The sequence below is a fragment of the Thioalkalivibrio sp. ALgr1 genome (assembly GCF_000378285.1).
Taxonomy (GTDB): Bacteria; Pseudomonadota; Gammaproteobacteria; order Ectothiorhodospirales; family Ectothiorhodospiraceae; genus Thioalkalivibrio.
On record NZ_KB905132.1, the window covers coordinates 742,186 to 758,511 of the forward strand.

Annotated in this window: 17 protein-coding genes; 11 read left to right on the top strand and 6 right to left on the bottom strand. The window is 65.9% G+C overall.

All coding sequences use genetic code 11. From position 1 onward, the window contains the following. Position 1: 1 nt before the first annotated feature. Both F466_RS0103540 and aroB read right to left on the bottom strand, forming a co-directional pair. Complete coding sequence (locus F466_RS0103540; protein ID WP_018175246.1) at positions 2–1,192, bottom strand: deoxyguanosinetriphosphate triphosphohydrolase; 1,191 nt, start codon at positions 1,190–1,192, stop codon at positions 2–4. Beyond that, positions 1,182–2,306 (bottom strand): 3-dehydroquinate synthase, encoded by a 1,125-nt coding sequence (gene aroB, locus F466_RS0103545; RefSeq protein ID WP_018993461.1) that lies wholly within the window; start codon positions 2,304–2,306, stop codon positions 1,182–1,184. The genes F466_RS0103540 and aroB overlap by 11 nt, the downstream gene beginning before the upstream one ends. 176 nt (positions 2,307–2,482) lie before the next feature. Between aroB and rpsU the strand changes: the two genes are divergently transcribed. From rpsU to hemE, 4 genes are all read left to right on the top strand, one after another. After that, complete coding sequence (rpsU, locus tag F466_RS0103550; RefSeq protein WP_012981683.1) at positions 2,483–2,698, top strand: 30S ribosomal protein S21; 216 nt, start codon at positions 2,483–2,485, stop codon at positions 2,696–2,698. 42 nt (positions 2,699–2,740) lie between these two features. Further along, positions 2,741–3,190, top strand: a complete 450-nt coding sequence (locus F466_RS0103555) for a GatB/YqeY domain-containing protein (protein WP_018993462.1) — start codon at positions 2,741–2,743, stop codon at positions 3,188–3,190. 98 nt (positions 3,191–3,288) lie between these two features. Further along, positions 3,289–4,692: an FAD-dependent oxidoreductase gene (locus F466_RS0103560; protein ID WP_018139039.1), complete on the top strand. Its 1,404-nt coding sequence runs from the start codon at positions 3,289–3,291 to the stop codon at positions 4,690–4,692. Positions 4,693–4,700: 8 nt separating this feature from the next. Next, on the top strand, positions 4,701–5,759 hold the full coding sequence (hemE, locus tag F466_RS0103565) for a uroporphyrinogen decarboxylase (protein ID WP_012981686.1): 1,059 nt from the start codon (positions 4,701–4,703) through the stop codon (positions 5,757–5,759). Positions 5,760–5,780: 21 nt separating this feature from the next. On the opposite strand, the gene F466_RS0103570 is transcribed toward hemE, so the two are convergent. Both F466_RS0103570 and F466_RS0103575 read right to left on the bottom strand, forming a co-directional pair. Beyond that, a complete protein-coding gene (locus F466_RS0103570; protein ID WP_018993463.1) occupies positions 5,781–6,410 on the bottom strand; it encodes a hypothetical protein in 630 nt (209 codons plus the stop codon). Continuing rightward, on the bottom strand, positions 6,410–8,782 hold the full coding sequence (locus F466_RS0103575; RefSeq protein WP_018139041.1) for a penicillin-binding protein 1A: 2,373 nt from the start codon (positions 8,780–8,782) through the stop codon (positions 6,410–6,412). Before F466_RS0103575 ends, F466_RS0103570 begins: the two co-directional genes overlap by 1 nt. Positions 8,783–8,925: 143 nt before the next feature. Here F466_RS0103575 and F466_RS0103580 point away from each other — a divergent pair, with 143 nt between their 5' ends. From F466_RS0103580 to F466_RS0103605, 6 genes are all read left to right on the top strand, one after another. Beyond that, on the top strand, positions 8,926–9,993 hold the full coding sequence (locus tag F466_RS0103580; RefSeq protein WP_018139042.1) for a pilus assembly protein PilM: 1,068 nt from the start codon (positions 8,926–8,928) through the stop codon (positions 9,991–9,993). Then, positions 9,990–10,553: a PilN domain-containing protein gene (locus F466_RS0103585; RefSeq protein WP_018139043.1), complete on the top strand. Its 564-nt coding sequence runs from the start codon at positions 9,990–9,992 to the stop codon at positions 10,551–10,553. Before F466_RS0103580 ends, F466_RS0103585 begins: the two co-directional genes overlap by 4 nt. Then, positions 10,553–11,134, top strand: coding sequence for a type 4a pilus biogenesis protein PilO (locus F466_RS0103590; protein ID WP_018139044.1), 582 nt, complete (start codon positions 10,553–10,555; stop codon positions 11,132–11,134). Before F466_RS0103585 ends, F466_RS0103590 begins: the two co-directional genes overlap by 1 nt. Then, the gene (locus F466_RS0103595) at positions 11,134–11,676 is read left to right on the top strand and encodes a pilus assembly protein PilP (RefSeq protein WP_018993464.1); all 543 of its coding nucleotides are present in this window, start codon (positions 11,134–11,136) and stop codon (positions 11,674–11,676) included. Before F466_RS0103590 ends, F466_RS0103595 begins: the two co-directional genes overlap by 1 nt. A gap of 31 nt (positions 11,677–11,707) precedes the next feature. After that, entirely contained in the window at positions 11,708–13,828 is a 2,121-nt protein-coding gene (gene pilQ, locus F466_RS0103600) for a type IV pilus secretin PilQ (protein WP_198004209.1), read from the top strand. A gap of 81 nt (positions 13,829–13,909) precedes the next feature. Then, positions 13,910–14,452, top strand: coding sequence for a shikimate kinase (locus tag F466_RS0103605; protein WP_018175257.1), 543 nt, complete (start codon positions 13,910–13,912; stop codon positions 14,450–14,452). A 27-nt stretch (positions 14,453–14,479) separates the two neighbouring features. Here F466_RS0103605 and F466_RS0103610 read toward each other — a convergent pair whose 3' ends face one another. Further along, positions 14,480–14,917, bottom strand: coding sequence for a nuclear transport factor 2 family protein (locus tag F466_RS0103610; RefSeq protein ID WP_018139048.1), 438 nt, complete (start codon positions 14,915–14,917; stop codon positions 14,480–14,482). Beyond that, positions 14,917–15,327: a nuclear transport factor 2 family protein gene (locus F466_RS0103615; RefSeq protein WP_018139049.1), complete on the bottom strand. Its 411-nt coding sequence runs from the start codon at positions 15,325–15,327 to the stop codon at positions 14,917–14,919. Before F466_RS0103615 ends, F466_RS0103610 begins: the two co-directional genes overlap by 1 nt. Positions 15,328–15,442: 115 nt before the next feature. Between F466_RS0103615 and F466_RS0103620 the strand changes: the two genes are divergently transcribed. Continuing rightward, on the top strand, positions 15,443–16,306 hold the full coding sequence (locus F466_RS0103620; RefSeq protein ID WP_018993466.1) for a PfkB family carbohydrate kinase: 864 nt from the start codon (positions 15,443–15,445) through the stop codon (positions 16,304–16,306). Positions 16,307–16,326: the final 20 nt, after the last annotated feature.

Here is a 16,326-nt window from a genome sequence, read left to right on the forward strand (position 1 = left end):
CTCAGGTCAGCGTGCCCAGATCGAACAGGCGGTGGTGTTCACGAATGGCGTGGCGGTCGGTCATGCCCGCGATGTAGTCGGCAATCGCGCGCTGCGGTGCATGCGGATCGGCCGCGGCGATCTGCTCGGCATGCCGCTGGAAGTGCTCGGGCATCAGTCGCGGCTCGGAGTCGAACGCGGCGAACAGCTCCTGAATCAGCTGGCGGGCCTTGTGCATCACTGCGTGGACCTGATGGTGGTGGTACAGGTTCTCGCGCAGGAAGGCTTTCAGCTCGCGCGCTTGTTCGGCCATCTCCGGGCTGAAGCGGATCAGCGGCTGGCCGGCCTGGCGGACGTCGTCCGGGGTGTCGGGCCGCTGGTGATCGATCGCGGCCTGGCTGCTCTCGATCAGGTCGGAGACCAGGGCGTCGATCATGCGGCGGACGGTCTCGTGCTGAACCCGTCGTGGCTCGAGGTCCGGGTAACGTGCGCGAACCGCTTCCAGGCACTCGCGGAAAAGGCGGACCTCGGTCAACTGGTCCATGTCGAGCAGCCCGGAACGCAGGCCGTCGTCGACATCGTGGTTGTTGTAGGCGATCTCGTCGGCCACGTTGGCGAGCTGCGCCTCCAGCGAGGGCTGCTGCTTCTCGAGAAAGCGCACCCCGATCGCGCCCAGTTCCCGAGCGCGCTGTGGCGAGCAGTGCTTGAGGATGCCCTCGCGTGTCTCGAAAGTCAGGTTGAGGCCGTCGAATTCCGCGTAGTGACGCTCCAGCAGGTCGACAATGCGCAGCGACTGCAGGTTGTGCTCGAAGCCGCCGTACCCTTTCATGCAGTCGTTCAGGGCATGCTGGCCGGCATGGCCGAATGGCGTGTGGCCGAGGTCGTGCGCCAGGGCGATGGCCTCGACCAGGTCTTCGTTCAGACACAGGGCACGCGCGATCGAGCGCCCGATCTGCGCGACCTCCAGCGAGTGGGTCAGACGGTTGCGGAACAGGTCGCCCTCGTGGCTGATGAAGACCTGGGTCTTGTATTCCAGGCGGCGAAACGCGCTGGAGTGCACGATGCGATCGCGGTCGCGCTGGAAATCGCTGCGGTGGCGTGGCGCCGCTTCCGGGTGGGCGCGCCCGCGCGAGGCCGCGGGGTCGGCGGCGTACGACGCGAGCCCGGAGGCCCGGTCGACCCGGGGTGTGGTGGCCAGGGCCTCAGGCGACACGGGCGCCCTCGTGCAGCGTCGCGTCCAGCGCCGACACATCGAACTGGTCGGTGAGTTCGGCCTGGCCGATCCCCCTCAGCAGCACCAGGCGCAGACGGCCGCTGGCGACCTTCTTGTCGATCGCCATCAGCTCGCGGAAGCGCTCGGCGCTCATGCTGTCCGGTGGATCCAGAGCCAGGCCGGCGCGCTGGATCAGGGCCTCGGCGCGTTCGCGCTCGGCCGTGCTCAGCCAGCCCATGCGTTCCGACATGCGCGCGGCCATCGCCATGCCCGTACCCACGGCCTCGCCATGCAGCCATTCGCCGTAGCCCATGCCGGCCTCGATTGCGTGGCCGAAGGTGTGGCCCAGGTTCAGCAGGGCGCGGATGCCGCCTTCGCGTTCGTCGGCGGCGACGATCTCGGCCTTGCAGGCGCAGGAGCGGTGAATGGCCCAGGCCAGCGCCTCGGATTCCAGGGCGCGCAGCTCGTCGATATGCGCTTCCAGCCAGGCGAAGAACTCGGCGTCACGGATCAGCCCGTACTTGATGACCTCGGCGAGCCCGGCCTGCAGCTCGCGCTCGGGGAGTGTCTTCAGGGTGTCGGTGTCGATCAGCACCGCGCGTGGCTGGTGGAAGGCACCGATCATGTTCTTGCCCAGCGGGTGGTTGACCCCGGTCTTGCCGCCCACCGAGGAGTCGACCTGGGCCAGCAGGGTGGTCGGCACCTGCACGAAGTCGATCCCGCGCTGGTAGATCGCAGCGGCGAAGCCGGCGATATCGCCCACCACGCCCCCGCCCAGCGCGACGATGCGGCTGCCTCGGTCAAGCCGGGCCTCCAGCAGGCGGGTGATGATCGATTCCACTGTGGCCAGGGTCTTGTGGGCCTCGCCATCGGGCAGTTCGATCCAGAGGATCTCGCCGGCGATCTCGCACTGGCCGAGCGTTTCGCGCAGAGCCTCACCGTACAACGGGCCCACGGTGGTGTTGGTCACCACCGCCACGCGGCGGCCCTCGAGCGCCGGGCGCAGGGTTTCGGCGGCGGCGAGCTGGCCCGGTCCGATCCGGATGGGGTAGCTGCGCTCGCCCAGCTCGACGTTCAGGTTCTGTGTGCCGGGTGCGTTCATCAGGGGCATCATAGCGTGCGTGCCACTTTGGGCGTAAGCGTGTGCGCGGTCAGGATGGGCATCGCTTCACGGACTTTTGCAAATGACGCCGGTTGGATTACCATAGGGAGTTCTGCATGGCTGCCCGGAGTGTTTCGGGTGGCGTTTTTGTTTTGGTAGACGAATCAGCATTCGCATCCGGAGATTGTATGCCGCACGTACGAGTTCGCGAGAATGAGCCCTTCGAGGTTGCCCTGCGCCGTTTCAAGCGCACCTGTGAGAAGGCCGGCGTGGTCGCGGAAGTCCGCCGCCGCGAGTACTACGAAAAGCCGACCACCGAGCGCAAGCGCAAGGCCGCCGCAGCGGTGAAACGCCAGCTGAAGAAGAATTCCCGCGATATGACCCGTCGGGTGCGTCTGTACTAAGAATCGTCTCTCGGGCCTCAGGCCCGGATCGAGGACCCTTCAATGTCGCTCAAGGCCCGTTTGCAGGATGACGTGAAGCAGGCCATGCGGGCCCGGGAGAAGGAACGCCTTGGGGCGTTGCGCCTGATCCAGGCCGAGGTCTCGCAGTTCGAGGTCGACGAGCGGCGCGAGGCCGACGACGACGCGGTGCTGGCCATCCTGAACCGGATGCTCAAGCAGCGCCGCGACTCCATCGACCAGTACCGCAAGGGCGGTCGCGAGGACCTGGCCGAGCGCGAGGCCGCCGAGATCACGGTGATCGAGGTCTACATGCCCGAGCAATTGGGCGACGCCGAGCTGGAGCAGATGATCGGCGAGGCGATTGCCGAGACCGGCGCGGCCGGCCCCAGCGATATGGGCAAGGTGATGGGCGTGCTCAAGCCCCGGGTCTTCGGCCGCGCGGACATGGGCGTCGTCAGTCAGAAGGTCCGTACCGCGCTGGGGATTTCTTGACCGTTACGCTCGGTTGAGCGAAACGTTCCTTTCCTGAACGCATGAACGGTTGAACCCCGTGGCGTCATGCCGCCGGTTCCCGTCGGAGCGAGTGATCCATGGCTTCCAATCCGATGCAGTTCCTGGACCTGCCGCGCCAGGACCCTCAGAAGACCCCTGCCGAGATTCGTATCCACGAGTTCGGCGAGATCATTGGTCAGTTCGACCCGGCGACCGCGGGGCAGCAGGCGGGCCGCTGCCTGGCCTGTGGCAATCCGTATTGCGAATGGAAGTGCCCGGTTCACAACTTCATCCCGAACTGGCTGAAGCTGGTGGAAGAGGGCAACCTGTTCGCCGCCGCCGAGCTCTCGCACAAGACTAATTCCCTGCCCGAGGTCTGCGGCCGCGTCTGCCCGCAGGACCGCCTGTGCGAGGGCGCCTGCACGCTGAACGACGGTTTTGGCGCGGTCACCATCGGCTCGGTGGAGAAGTACATCACCGACGAGGCCCTGAAGGCCGGCTGGCGCCCGGACCTGTCCGATGTCACCCCGACCGACAAGCGCGTGGCCGTGATTGGCGCCGGGCCGGCCGGCCTTGGCTGCGCCGATATCCTGGCGCGCAACGGCGTGCAGGCAGTGGTCTATGACCGCTACCCGGAGATCGGTGGCCTGCTGACCTTCGGTATCCCGCCGTTCAAGCTCGAAAAGCAGGTGATCCGCACCCGCCGCGAGATCCTCGAGGGCATGGGCGTGGAGTTCCGCCTCAACACCGAGATCGGCCGCGACATCCAGATGGACACCCTGCTGGAGGAATACGACGCCGTGTTCCTCGGCATGGGCACGTACACCGCGATGCAGGGTGGCTTCCCCGGCGAGGACCTGCCGGGGGTGTACCCGGCGCTGCCGTTCCTGATCTCCAATATCCGCCAGGTGATGGGCTGGGAGCACGATGAAGACGGCTTCATCGACGTGGCCGGCCAGCGTGTGGTGGTCCTTGGCGGTGGCGACACCGCGATGGACTGCAACCGCACCTCGATCCGCCAGGGCGCGGCCTCGGTGACCTGCGCCTATCGCCGCGACGAAGAGAACATGCCCGGCTCGCGCAAGGAAGTGGTGCATGCCCGCGAAGAGGGCGTGCAGTTCGAGTTCAACGTGCAGCCGGTCGAGATCGTCGGCGACGGCAAGGTCGAGGGCGTGAAGGTGGTGCGCACCCAGATGGGTGCGCCGGACGAGCGCGGCCGCCGCCGTCCGGAGCCGGTGCCGGGCTCCGAGCATGTGATCCCGGCCGACCGCGTGCTGATCGCCTTTGGTTTCCGTCCGTCCCCGGCGGACTGGTTCGCCGAATACAAGATCGGCGTGGACGAGGGCGGGCGTGTACAGGCCGTAGGTGAGCACGCCTTCCAGACCGGCAACCCGAAGGTCTTTGCTGGCGGCGACATGGTGCGTGGCTCGGACCTGGTTGTGACCGCCGTCTTCGAGGGCCGCGAGGCCGCCGAAGGCATCCTTGAATACCTCGGCGTTTGAGTTTTTCGATGTCCCAGACCCTGAAGAATGACCGTCTGCTGCGTGCGTTGCTGCGCGAGCCCGTGGATCGCCCGCCGATCTGGATCATGCGCCAGGCCGGGCGCTACCTGCCGGAGTACCGCGAGACCCGCGCCCAGGCCGGCAGCTTCATGAATCTGTGTCAGAACCCGGAGCTGGCCTGCGAAGTCACCATGCAGCCGCTGCGCCGGTTCCCGCTGGACGCGGCGATCCTGTTCTCGGACATCCTGACCATCCCGGATGCGATGGGCCTGGGGCTCTACTTCGAGACCGGAGAAGGGCCGCGTTTCCGCGACCCGATCCGTTCTCTCGAGGCGATCGAGAACCTGCCGGTGCCGGATCCCGAGCAGGAGCTGCGCTATGTGATGGATGCAGTGCGCCTGATCCGCCGTGAACTGAATGGCGAAGTGCCGCTGATCGGCTTTGCCGGCAGCCCGTGGACGCTGGCCACCTATATGGTCGAGGGTCAGGGCTCGCGCGACTTCGCCGAGACCAAGCGGCTGATGTACGGCGAACCGCAGGCGATGCACGCCTTGCTGCAGAAGGTCGCCACCGCGGTTACCGAATACCTGAACGCGCAGATTCGCGCCGGTGCGCAGGCCGTGATGGTCTTCGATACCTGGGGCGGTTCGCTTACGCCGCGCGGCTATCGCGAATTCTCGCTGGCCTACATGCAACGCATCGTGGATGGCCTGATTCGGGACCACGACGGCCGTCGCGTGCCGGTTACCCTGTTCACCAAGGGTGGCGATGCCTGGCTCGAGGCGCAGGCCGAGACCGGTGCCGATGCGCTGGGGCTGGACTGGACGATCGAGATTGCCGAGGCCAGCCGTCGTGTGGGCGATCGCGTGGCGCTGCAGGGCAACCTGGATCCGTCGGTGCTGTACGCGCCGGATGCGGTGGTGCGCGAGGAGGCCCTGCGGGTGCTGGACGGCTTCGACCGGGACACCGGTCATGTCTTCAACCTGGGGCACGGGATTCATCCGGGGATCGACCCGGAACGGGTGGCAACCCTGGTTGAGACCGTCACCTCTTACCGCCGCGACTAAGGCAGCGGCGCCTTCCTGGCGTCAGGACGCGTCGGCCGCCGCTGGTGCGTCGGCGTTCGCGGCGGCCAGCAGCCTGTCCACGTCCGCGCGCCCTGCGCGGGCCATGGGCTTGCCGTCTACCGGCGACGGCGGCGCCTGGCGCAGCCCATCCAGCGGGAATACGGTCAGTTCAATGTCCGTGTCATTCGGCCCGCGAAAACTCAGAAACGGTACCCGCTGCTCACGCCCCTGCCGGCTGCGATAGCGGCGTTCGCCCGTCTGGCAGCGGATTCCGCGCTCGCCCAGGTCGAGGATGACCTCCTCCACCGTCTCGGCAAATGCATGCAGATTGACCAGCGGCTGGCGTTCGACGATGCCGTCCAGCAGCGGGCCGACCAGGCGGGGTTCCAGTGCCGAAAGCCGCTCCATGACGATCCGAGCGGCCTCGAGGCGTTCGCGGTAGGCCTGGCGGCTGTGGTCCGTTGCGAACAGGCGGCTGCGTTCGATCGCAGCCTCCTGGATCTCGATATTGCGCGGCATCTCGTGGCGCGGTTCGACACCCAGATGCTCGGCAGCCTTGCGCTTGGCCAGCGCGAAGTCGCGGATGCCATCGTCGAGCAGGATCCGCGCGGCCTCCTGTGCCAGCTCCTGGCGAATACGCGAGGGGCTCATCAGAACACCGACTCGGCCGGGCCCTGACCATTCTCCCCGCGGGGGCCCGCCGGGGCCTGGCCGCGTTCCGGTACCTGCTGCGGGATCAGCCACTGGATATTCGCCCCCGGGGTCTCCTCGCTTGGTGCGCGGCGGCCGTCTGGCAGGATTGCCACGCGCTGCAGGTCATCGGGACGTTCCACGGGGCGCTCCGGTGTGTCGGTCAGCACTGAGTCCATGAATCGAATCCAGAGCGGGAGCGCCGTGCGCCCACCACTCTCGCGCCGGCCCAGTTCGCGGTTGTCGTCGAACCCGACCCAGGCGGTCGCGACGATGTCGGCGTTGAACCCCGAGAACCAGGCATCGCGATAGCTGTTGGTCGTGCCGGTCTTGCCGGCGAGATCCGAGCGTCCCAGCTGTTGCGCCTGACGCCCGGTTCCGGCGGTGATTACGTGCCCCAGCATGTTGCTCATCTGCCAGGCGGCACCCGGGTCCAGCACCTGTGCCGGGTCGGTATACTGCAGCGGACCCCCGCTGGCGTTCAGGTACAGGTCCTGGCCGGCCGGGTTCTCGCACGGTTCGGGGCAGGCGCGTTCGGTCGGGGCTGTGTAGAGGACCTCGCCGTCGTCCGTCTCGATGCGCGTGATGATCCACGGGCTGTACAGTTTCCCGCCGGAGGCAAAAACGCTGTAGGCATTGTTCAGCTGCAAGGGCGTGACCCCGCCAGTGCCGAGCACCATCGACAGGTTGCTCGGGTGCTTGTCCGGATCCAGACCGAACCGCGGCAGCTGTTCGTGCACGCGTTGCGGACCCAGGCTGTTGAGCAGGCGGATCGACGCCAGATTGCGCGACTGAGCCAGGGCGTCGCGCATGCTCATCTCGCCCTGAAACTGCCGCGAGTAGTTCTGCGGGCGCCACTCCGCACCCAGCGCGGGGTCGTCAAAGACCATCGGGGCGTCGACCAGCATGCCGTCCGGGCGGTAGCCATCCTGCAGCGCCAGCGCGTACACCAGCGGCTTGAACGCAGAGCCGGGCTGTCGTTGCGCCTGGGTGCTGCGATCGTAGCGATTCTCGAAGAAATCGAAGCCTCCCGCGAGCGCAACGATGGCCCCGTCGGCCGGCGACTGGGCGATTACCGCGCCAGTGACTTCGGGCTTCTGTGCCAGGCGCCAGCGTCCGTCGGTGTGGGGCCTGACGCGGATCACGTCGCCCGGCTCGAACTCGGGGTTGCGTGCCCATTCCTGATCGCGGGGTTCGATGGTGAGTTCGCCGATCTGGCCGCCGTCGACGTGCAGCGTGCCGTCTCCGTCGCGTTCCACGACGACCACGGGAAACAGCAGGCGCCCGTGTACGCCCTGTGTCTTGAGGGCGCGCTGGCGTGCCTCGGCGTCGGCCATGGTCTCGTCGCTCAGCTGATCTTCGGGCCCGCGATAACCGTGGCGTTCGTCGTATTCCAGCAGGCCCTCGCGCAGGGCCTGGTTGGCGGCTTCCTGGTAACGGGAGTCAATCGATGTATGGACCTGCAGGCCGCGCCGGTAGGCGTCCTCGCCCCAGAGGTTAAAGACGATCTGGCGGGCCGCCTCCGCCACCCAGTGGGCATCGACCTCGGTCGCGGCCACGTGCCGCTCGGACGATACCGGGCGGGCCACCGCCTCCTCGTATTCCGATTCGCTGATCGCGCCGGTATCCAGCATGCGCCGCAGCACGTAATTGCGGCGGATCTCCGCGCGCTGGGCACTGGCAACGGGGTTGGTTGTGGACGGCGCCTTCGGAAGGGCCGCGAGGACGGCGATCTCGTCCAGTTCCAGCTCATCGATCGAGCGGCCGTAGTAGACCCGAGCGGCTGCCTCGATCCCGTAGGCGCGCTGGCCCAGGTAGATCTTGTTCAGGTACAGCTCAAGGATCTCGTCCTTGCTCATCTCCTGTTCCATGCGAATGGCCAGGAAGATCTCCCGCAGCTTGCGCTCGTAGGTGCGGTCGCGGGTCAGAAAGACATTGCGCGCCAGCTGCATGGTAATGGTGGAGCCCCCCTGGCTGCGTTCGCCGCGAGTGGAGATCTCGTTGATCGCCGCTCGTGCCAGGCCAACGATGTCGACCCCGGGGTGGTCGTAGAAGCGCTCGTCCTCGGCCGCGATGAACGCCTGGCGGACGCGCTCGGGGATGTCCTCGATGGGCAGGGGAATGCGGCGTTCTTCCGCGAATTCGCCCATCAGCAGGCCGTCCGCGGTGCGGACTTGCAATGGGGTTTGCAGGCGCACGTCGCGCACCGCCTCCGCTTCGGGGAGGGTCGGGGCGTAGTGCACGTACAGGGCTGCAATGGCTGCGGATACGCCGATTCCGGCCGCAAGGATCAGGGCCAGCAACGCCGCAAAAATCTTGAGAATCGGCTTCATGACTGTAGAAAAAGTGGGGCCAAGTTAAGAATCAGCTTTCAAAGCAACTTGCAACCCGGATTTTGGAGTGTATATTGTGAACGAGCTAGCATACTTGATTGTAACGCTACCAGTTACTTTCATTGGGGTATACAGGGGGATGTGTGCTGAGTCTCGGAAAGAGCAAGCAGGGACTGCTGGGCGTGGATGTCAGCTCCGCCGCCGTGAAGGTGCTGGAGCTGGCCCGGCAAGGTAAGGGCTACCGTGTCGAGGCCTTTGCGGTGGAGCCGCTGCCGGATGGTGTGATGGTGGACAAGGTCTGCCAGGACACCGAGGCGGTGGGGAACGCACTCGCCCGCGCGGTGAAGCGCTCCGGCACAAAGCTCAAGCACTGCGCCATGGCCGTGCCGTCCTCGGCGGTCATCACCAAGACCATCCAGATGTCGGCCACGCTCAGCGACACTGAGCTCGAGGGCCAGGTGTTCGTCGAGGCCGATCAGTACATCCCCTACACCCTGGAAGAGGTCAATCTCGACTTCCAGGTCCTCGGCAAGAACGAAAAGAATCCCCAGCTGGTCGACGTCCTGGTCGTCGCCTCGCGGCGCGAGAACGTCGAATCGCGTGTGGCGATCGCCGAATCCGCCAAGCTCACCCCCGAGCTGGTGGATGTCGAGGCCTACGCGATCGAGCACGCCTCTGAACGACTGGTCGAGCAGATCCCCGATCGCGAGAACAAGCCCATCGTCGCGATTGTCGACGTCGGCTCATCGGTAACGGCGGTGTATGTCGTCAGCCAGACCGAGGGCGTGATCTATACCCGCGAGCAGAATTTCGGCGGCCGCATGCTGACCGAGGAGATCATGCGCCGCTACAGCATGAACTATCAGGAGGCCGGCTCCGCCAAGATGAGCGGTGATCTTCCGGCCGACTACGTCAGCAATATCCTCGAGCCGTTCAAGCAGACGATGATGGATCAGATCCAGCGTCTGCTGCAGTACTTCTACGTGACCCGCCCGCAGGACTCGATCGACCACATCCTGCTGGGTGGCGGCTGTGCCGCGATCGCGGGTGTCGACGAGATGCTCGAGGAAAGTTCCGGGACCCCGGTATCCGTCGCCAACCCGTTCCGTGGCATGGCGCTTTCCCGTCGTGTGAATCAGCAGCGCTTCGCCAATGATGCCCCCGCGCTGCTTACGGCCTGTGGCCTGGCCATCAGGGGGTACGCCGGATGATCTACATCAATCTCCTCCCCTGGCGCGAGAAGGCCCGCGAGCAGCGGCGCAAGCAATTCTTCGGTGCCGTGGGCGGCGCGCTCGTGGTCGGCGTGTTGCTGGCGTTCGGCGCGCACACCTTTATGAGTGCGCTGATCGACCACCAGCAGTCGCGTAACCAGATGCTCGAGAGCGAGATCCGCGAGCTGGATCGAAAGATTGCTCGCATCCGCGATCTGGACGAGCAGCGCCAGGCCCTGATCGCGCGCATGGAAGTGATTCAGACCTTGCAGGCGCGCCGCCCAGAGGCCGTACATCTGTTCGATCAGCTGGTGGAGACGTTGCCGGACGGCACCTATCTCAACGAGGTGCGCCAGGAGGGCGAACGCATTCGTCTGACGGGGCGGGCCGAATCCAACACCCGGATCTCGACGCTGATGCGCCGCATCGACGCCTCGCCCTGGCTGGCCGATTCCAACCTGCAGATCATCGAGACACGTGAAGACGGCAGCCTGCAGGTACGTGACTTCCGCCTCGACGCCAATCAGGCGCGGCCTTCGGATGTCGAGGAGGATTCCTGATGAATATCAAGGAACTCAACGAGATCGACTTCAACAACATTGGTGAGGCGTCCTGGGCGGTAAAGGCGCTGATCCTGATCGTCATCGTTCTGGCCATCCTGGGGCTGTCCTATTACTTCTTCATCGGCGATCAGCGCACCGATCTGGAACGCGCCGAGAATCGCGAGGAGCAACTGCGCGCCGAATTCGAGGACAAGCAGCAGCGGGCCGCGAATCTCGGGGCCTACGAGGAACAGCTCGAAGAGATGGAGCGGATGTTTGCCTCGTTGCTGGAGCTCTTGCCGAGCAGCGCCGAGATCCCCAGCCTGCTGGTGGATATCTCGCAGACCGGCTTGCAGGCCGGGCTCGAGATCGAGCTGTTCGAGCCGCGCGGCGAAAACCGACGGGATTTCTATGCCGAGGTGCCGATTCGGCTGCGGGTGCGCGGTGACTACGAGGATCTGGCCGAATTCGTCAGCGGGACCTCGGCGCTCCCGCGCGTCGTCACCATGCACGACATGCACATTCGTCGGGGCAATTCCGATAACGATCTGCTAATGGACGCCACTGCGCGTACCTACCGCTACCTGGAGGACCACTGATGCGGAACCCTGCACAGCGATCCCTGGGGGTGGCCCTGGCGCTGGGCCTGATGGCCACATTCGGGTTGTCGGGTTGTGCCCCCGACAAGAGCGACCTGGAGCGCTACATTGCGGAGATCAATGAGCGTCCGGGCAGCGGTATCGACCCGATCCCGACGCTGGAGCCGCACGAGCCCTACTTGTATCCGGGGCACACCCGCTCCCCGTTCGATTCCTCCGTAATTGCGCAGCCCGAGCTGGCGGCAGCCCAGGGCGAGCCCGGCGACGCCGAGGTCGACCCGGATCGCCCCCGCGAATTCCTCGAGAGCTTCCCGCTGGATTCCTTGCGCATGGTGGGGTCGCTGGAGCAGGACGAGGTGCGTTATGCCCTGGTCCGTACCCCCGATCGGGGTATTCAGCGCGTGACAGTTGGCAATTACATGGGTGAAAACCACGGCCGTATCGTCGAGATCACAGCCACCCGGGTGAAGCTGGTCGAGGTGGTCCCGGACGCCTTCGGCGGGCACGTGGAACGCGAAAACTCCGTGGCGCTGGCCGACTAGCGGTTGGGGGAGCAGAACAATGATGAACCGAATGGGCCGCAAGACCGGCAACAACTACAGGGGATTACACATGGGTTCTTCCATGCGCGCGCTGGCGGGCACCGTGATGGCGGCTTTGCTGTTCATGGTTTCGCAGGGGGTGGCGGCGACCGAACTGGAAGAGATTCGGGCGGCCAGCATTAGCGGTGACCGGGTGCAGGTGAATCTGCGCTTTTCCGGGACTCCGCCCGAAGACGTGCGGGCCTTTGCCATCGACTCCCCGCCGCGGATCGCACTGGACCTGCCGGACGCTGGCAATGCGCTGCGCAGCCGCGAGACGGACCTCAATGTGGGCCCGCTGCTGACCGCCACGGCGGTCGAATCCGGTGATCGCACGCGCGTGGTGCTGAACCTGACCCAGCCCTCCGAGTACCAGACCCGGGTCGAGGGCAACAACCTGATCCTGACGCTGGGCCGCGGGGTTTCCGAGGCCGACAGCGATGTCCAGCAGGTGGTCGATCGTGCCGGCGAGCCCTCCGAACGGGCGACGCGCAGTGCGCGCCCGGTCGAGATTACCGGCATCGATTTTCGTCGCGGTTCCGAGGGCGAAGGCCGAGTCGAGATCGACCTCTCGCGCTCGGGGGCCGAGGTTAATGTGCGCGAGCAGGCGGGTAAGGTTGAACTGACATTCCCGCGCGCTCGTGTGGAGGAATCCCTGGAGCGCCGATTGGACGTGCTCGATTTCGCCACACCGGTTCGCACCATCGACACCGTGGCCGAGCGCGAGCGTGTGCGCATGGAAGTGGGCGCGCATGGCGAATACGAAGTCCTCTCCTACCAGAGCGATCGCCGCTTTGTGCTGGAGGTGGCGCCGATTACCGAGGCGGAACGCGAGGCGCGGCGCCGCGAGGAGGAGCAGTTCGAGGGCGAGCGCCTGTCGCTGAATTTCCAGGATATCGAGGTGCGCTCGGTCCTGCAGCTGCTGGCCGACTTTACCGATCTCAATATCGTGGTCAGCGATACCGTGGGTGGCAATATCACCTTGCGCCTGAACAACGTGCCCTGGGATCAGGCACTGGATATCATTCTGCGCTCGCGTGGTCTGGACAAGCGCATGGACGGGAACGTGCTCTACGTCGCCCCGAGCGAAGAGATTGCGGCGCGCGAACGCCTGGAGCTTGAGGCGCAGCGCGACCGCCAGGAACTCGAGCCACTGCGCACCGAGTTCGTGCAGATCAACTTTGCCCAGGCCGAGCAGATCGCCTCGCTGATCCGCGGCGACGAGACCGGCCAGTTCCTGTCCGATCGCGGCAGCATCACGATCGACAGCCGCACCAACACCCTGCTGGTGCAGGACACCCAGAACCGTATCGAGGATGTGCGGCGTCTGGTGCAGACGCTCGACGTGCCGGTGCAGCAAGTGCTGATCGAGACCCGCATTGTGATTGCGGAAGACACCTTCAATCGCGAACTGGGTGCACGCTTCGGCATTTCCGGAACGCGAGGGGATCGTCGTACTCGAGTCGGCGGCGCGGGTTCCATTGAGGGCGCTGATGCCGCCCGTGATGCAACGACGGCGGGGGTTGGGGGCATCGCGATTGGCGATCGCCTGAACAGCTCGCTGCCCGCCAGTGGCAATGCGGGGCAGGCCGGGATCAGTATCCTGCGGAGCGGAGTGCTGCTCGATCTCGAACTGTCGGCCCTGCAGGTTGAAGGCCGCGGGGAGATCATCTCCAGTCCGCGTGTGATCACGGCCAACGGCCAGACGGCGTCCATCAAGCAGGGTGAGGAGATCCCGTATCAGGAGGCCACCGCCTCTGGTGCCACCTCCACCCAGTTTATCGAGGCGGTGCTGTCCACCGAGGTGACGCCGCAGATCACCCCGAACGGTAACGTGATTCTCGATATCAACGTGACCAAGGACGAGCCCAGTCAGCGCGAGGTACTGGGTGTGCCGGGGATCAACAAGCGCGAAGTCCAGACCCAGGTGTTCGTCGGTAACGGCGAGACGGTTGTGCTCGGTGGCGTCTACGAGATCGACAGCCGTACCAACCTCGAAAAGGTGCCGTTCTTCGGCGATATCCCGTTCCTGGGCAACCTCTTCCGCAATCGTTCGACCCAGAATACCAAGGCGGAGTTGCTCATCTTCGTGACGCCGCGCGTTCTCGACTGACTACTGAATGCGCATTGGCAGGAAAAGCCGGGGCCTGTCCCCGGCTTTTCTTTGTCCAGCGAGGCCAGTAGCCTTGCCGCCATGCAGAACATTGTCCTGGTAGGGCCCATGGGGGCCGGCAAGAGCACAATCGGGCGCGGGCTGGCGGGGCTGCTGCGGCGCCCGTTCTTCGACACCGATCAGGAGATCCAGCGGCGTACCGGCGTGGATATACCCACGATCTTCGAGTTCGAGGGCGAGGCGGGTTTTCGCAAGCGCGAGTCGGCGATGCTGCAATCGCTACTGGAACGCGATGGAGCGGTAATCGCCACAGGCGGCGGAATCGTCGAGCGCCCGGAGAACCGTGACCTCCTGCGCGAGCACTTCGTGATCTACCTGCGCGTCCCGGTGGACGAGCAGTTCCGGCGCACGCGCCGCAATCGCAAACGCCCCCTGCTGAACGAGGTGGCAGACCCACGGGCCAAGCTGCAGGAGCTGTTCGAGCGCCGTGATCCGCTTTATCGGGAGATTGCGAGCATGACACTGGAGGGACGGGGACGACGCGTGCGCGATGCCGTTCGCGGGGTCTGTGATGCCCTCAAGGTCCAGCGTCCGGATCTGTGCCAGCCCCGTTCAGAGGGCTGAGTCTTTCGCGCCAGAACCGCTTGCACGTCAGTGCCGGGTGGAGCCGCCCCCATCCGGCACGAACATCCCCTGCTGCGAGGGCGGTGCGCGGCGTCCGTGCGAGGCATGGTGAAACTGGAGTCGCCAGCTATCGCCGCTGCGGCGCCAGGTCTGGCTGATCAGGATGGTCCCGGTGGCCGCGACATCGCCGGGGCGGGTAATTGCCTCCTCGATCACGAGACTCAGGCTTTCGGTCGTTTCCTGGCGCCCGACGATGCGCGGCTCGATCCCGATATTCAGCTCGCGTGCGAATACCAGCAGCCAGCTCTCCATCACCTCGGAAACCCCGCGATGCGCGCGTGGGCTGCCCGGGTGCACGCAGACGATATCCGGGCGTTCTGCCCATAACCGCATCATCCGCTCAATGTCCGCGGCACGAAAGGCCTCGTAGTAGGCCGCCAGGCGTTCGTCGCTCGCCCCGCCCATCAGTGCACCCGTCCTGTATCCCAGGCCGGCGGCGGGTCGGGATCGGGGCTGGCATGATGCAGGAACATCCGCCAGCTCTCGCCCTCGAGGCGGTAACCATTCGTGGCCAGCATCACGCCGCGGCGTTCGCCGCTGACGTAGAGGTTTTCGCGCAGGGTGTGGATCACCAAGTCCTGCCCCGGGATGATGTTCAGCTCGGTGCGGTGGATCACGACGCCTCGCATGTTCGGCAGGATGTCGTCCCAGCTCTCGAGGATGACGTCGGTCCCGAGCAGGCGCTCGCCCCCGGGGTGAATACAGACGCATTCGGGACTGTCCAGCCAGATCGTGCGCATGGCGTCGGAGTCGCCTGCTTGAAAGGCCTCGTAGAACGCCGCCTCGGCGGTTTCCGGGGAGGGGAAGGTTGCCATGCCGCTCGTCGTGATCGGGTGAGGCCACATTGTCGCAGGCTGTCGTCGGGATGTCGCGGATGACGCCGGGCTTCGCGGCCCGCACAATACAGCCCGGTCGAATGACGAGAGCAGCATGGCGCGCATCCTGACAACGGGCATTGCAACCCTGGATCACACTCTGGACGTCGAGCGCTATCCGCGCGAGGACGACGAAATTCGCGCCCTGGCCAGCTCCTCTCAGCCAGGGGGCAACGCGACCAACACTGCCCGCATCCTTGCGCAGTTCGGTCATCGTGCGGCCCTGGCCGCCGTGTTCGCGGAGGATGGGTCGGGTGACTGGCTGCGGGAACGTCTCGTCGCGCGCGGCGTCGATACCGCCGCGTGTGTGCGGCACCCGGGCGCGACCCCGACCTCGCATATCCTGCGGTCGCGCGATTCGGGCAGCCGTACCATCGTGCACCACCGCGACCTGCCCGAGCTGAGTGCAGCCGATCTGCGGCGGATCGCGTGGGAGGAGTACGACTGGCTGCATTTCGAGGGGCGCCAGCCGGAGACCTTGCGCGAGATTCTGCCCCGGGTCCGCGAAGCCGTAACGGATCAGCCGATCTCCCTGGAGCTGGAAAAGCGTCGCCCAGGGCTGGAGGCGTGTCTGGAGTGGGCCGATGTCCTGATGCTGTCGCGCGATTGGGCGCAGGGGATTGCCGCACGCCCAGAAGAGGCCGCGGCCGAACTGGCCCGCCGTTACCCCGGGCGTATCGTGACCGTGACGGCCGGGGCCGAGGGGGCCTGGCTCGCACAGGATGACCTGCATGTGTACTGCGCGCCGACACCGGGTTTGCGTGTCGTCGACAGCGTGGGGGCCGGCGATACGTTCAATGCCGGCCTGGTTGATGCGCTGGTCTCGGGCGAGCCCCCCGAGCAGGCGCTCGTGGCGGCCGTGCGCCTGGCAGAACGCAAGCTCCAGCAAACGGGATTCGATGCCCTCGGCAGCGGCTGACGCCGATAGGGAAACACTGA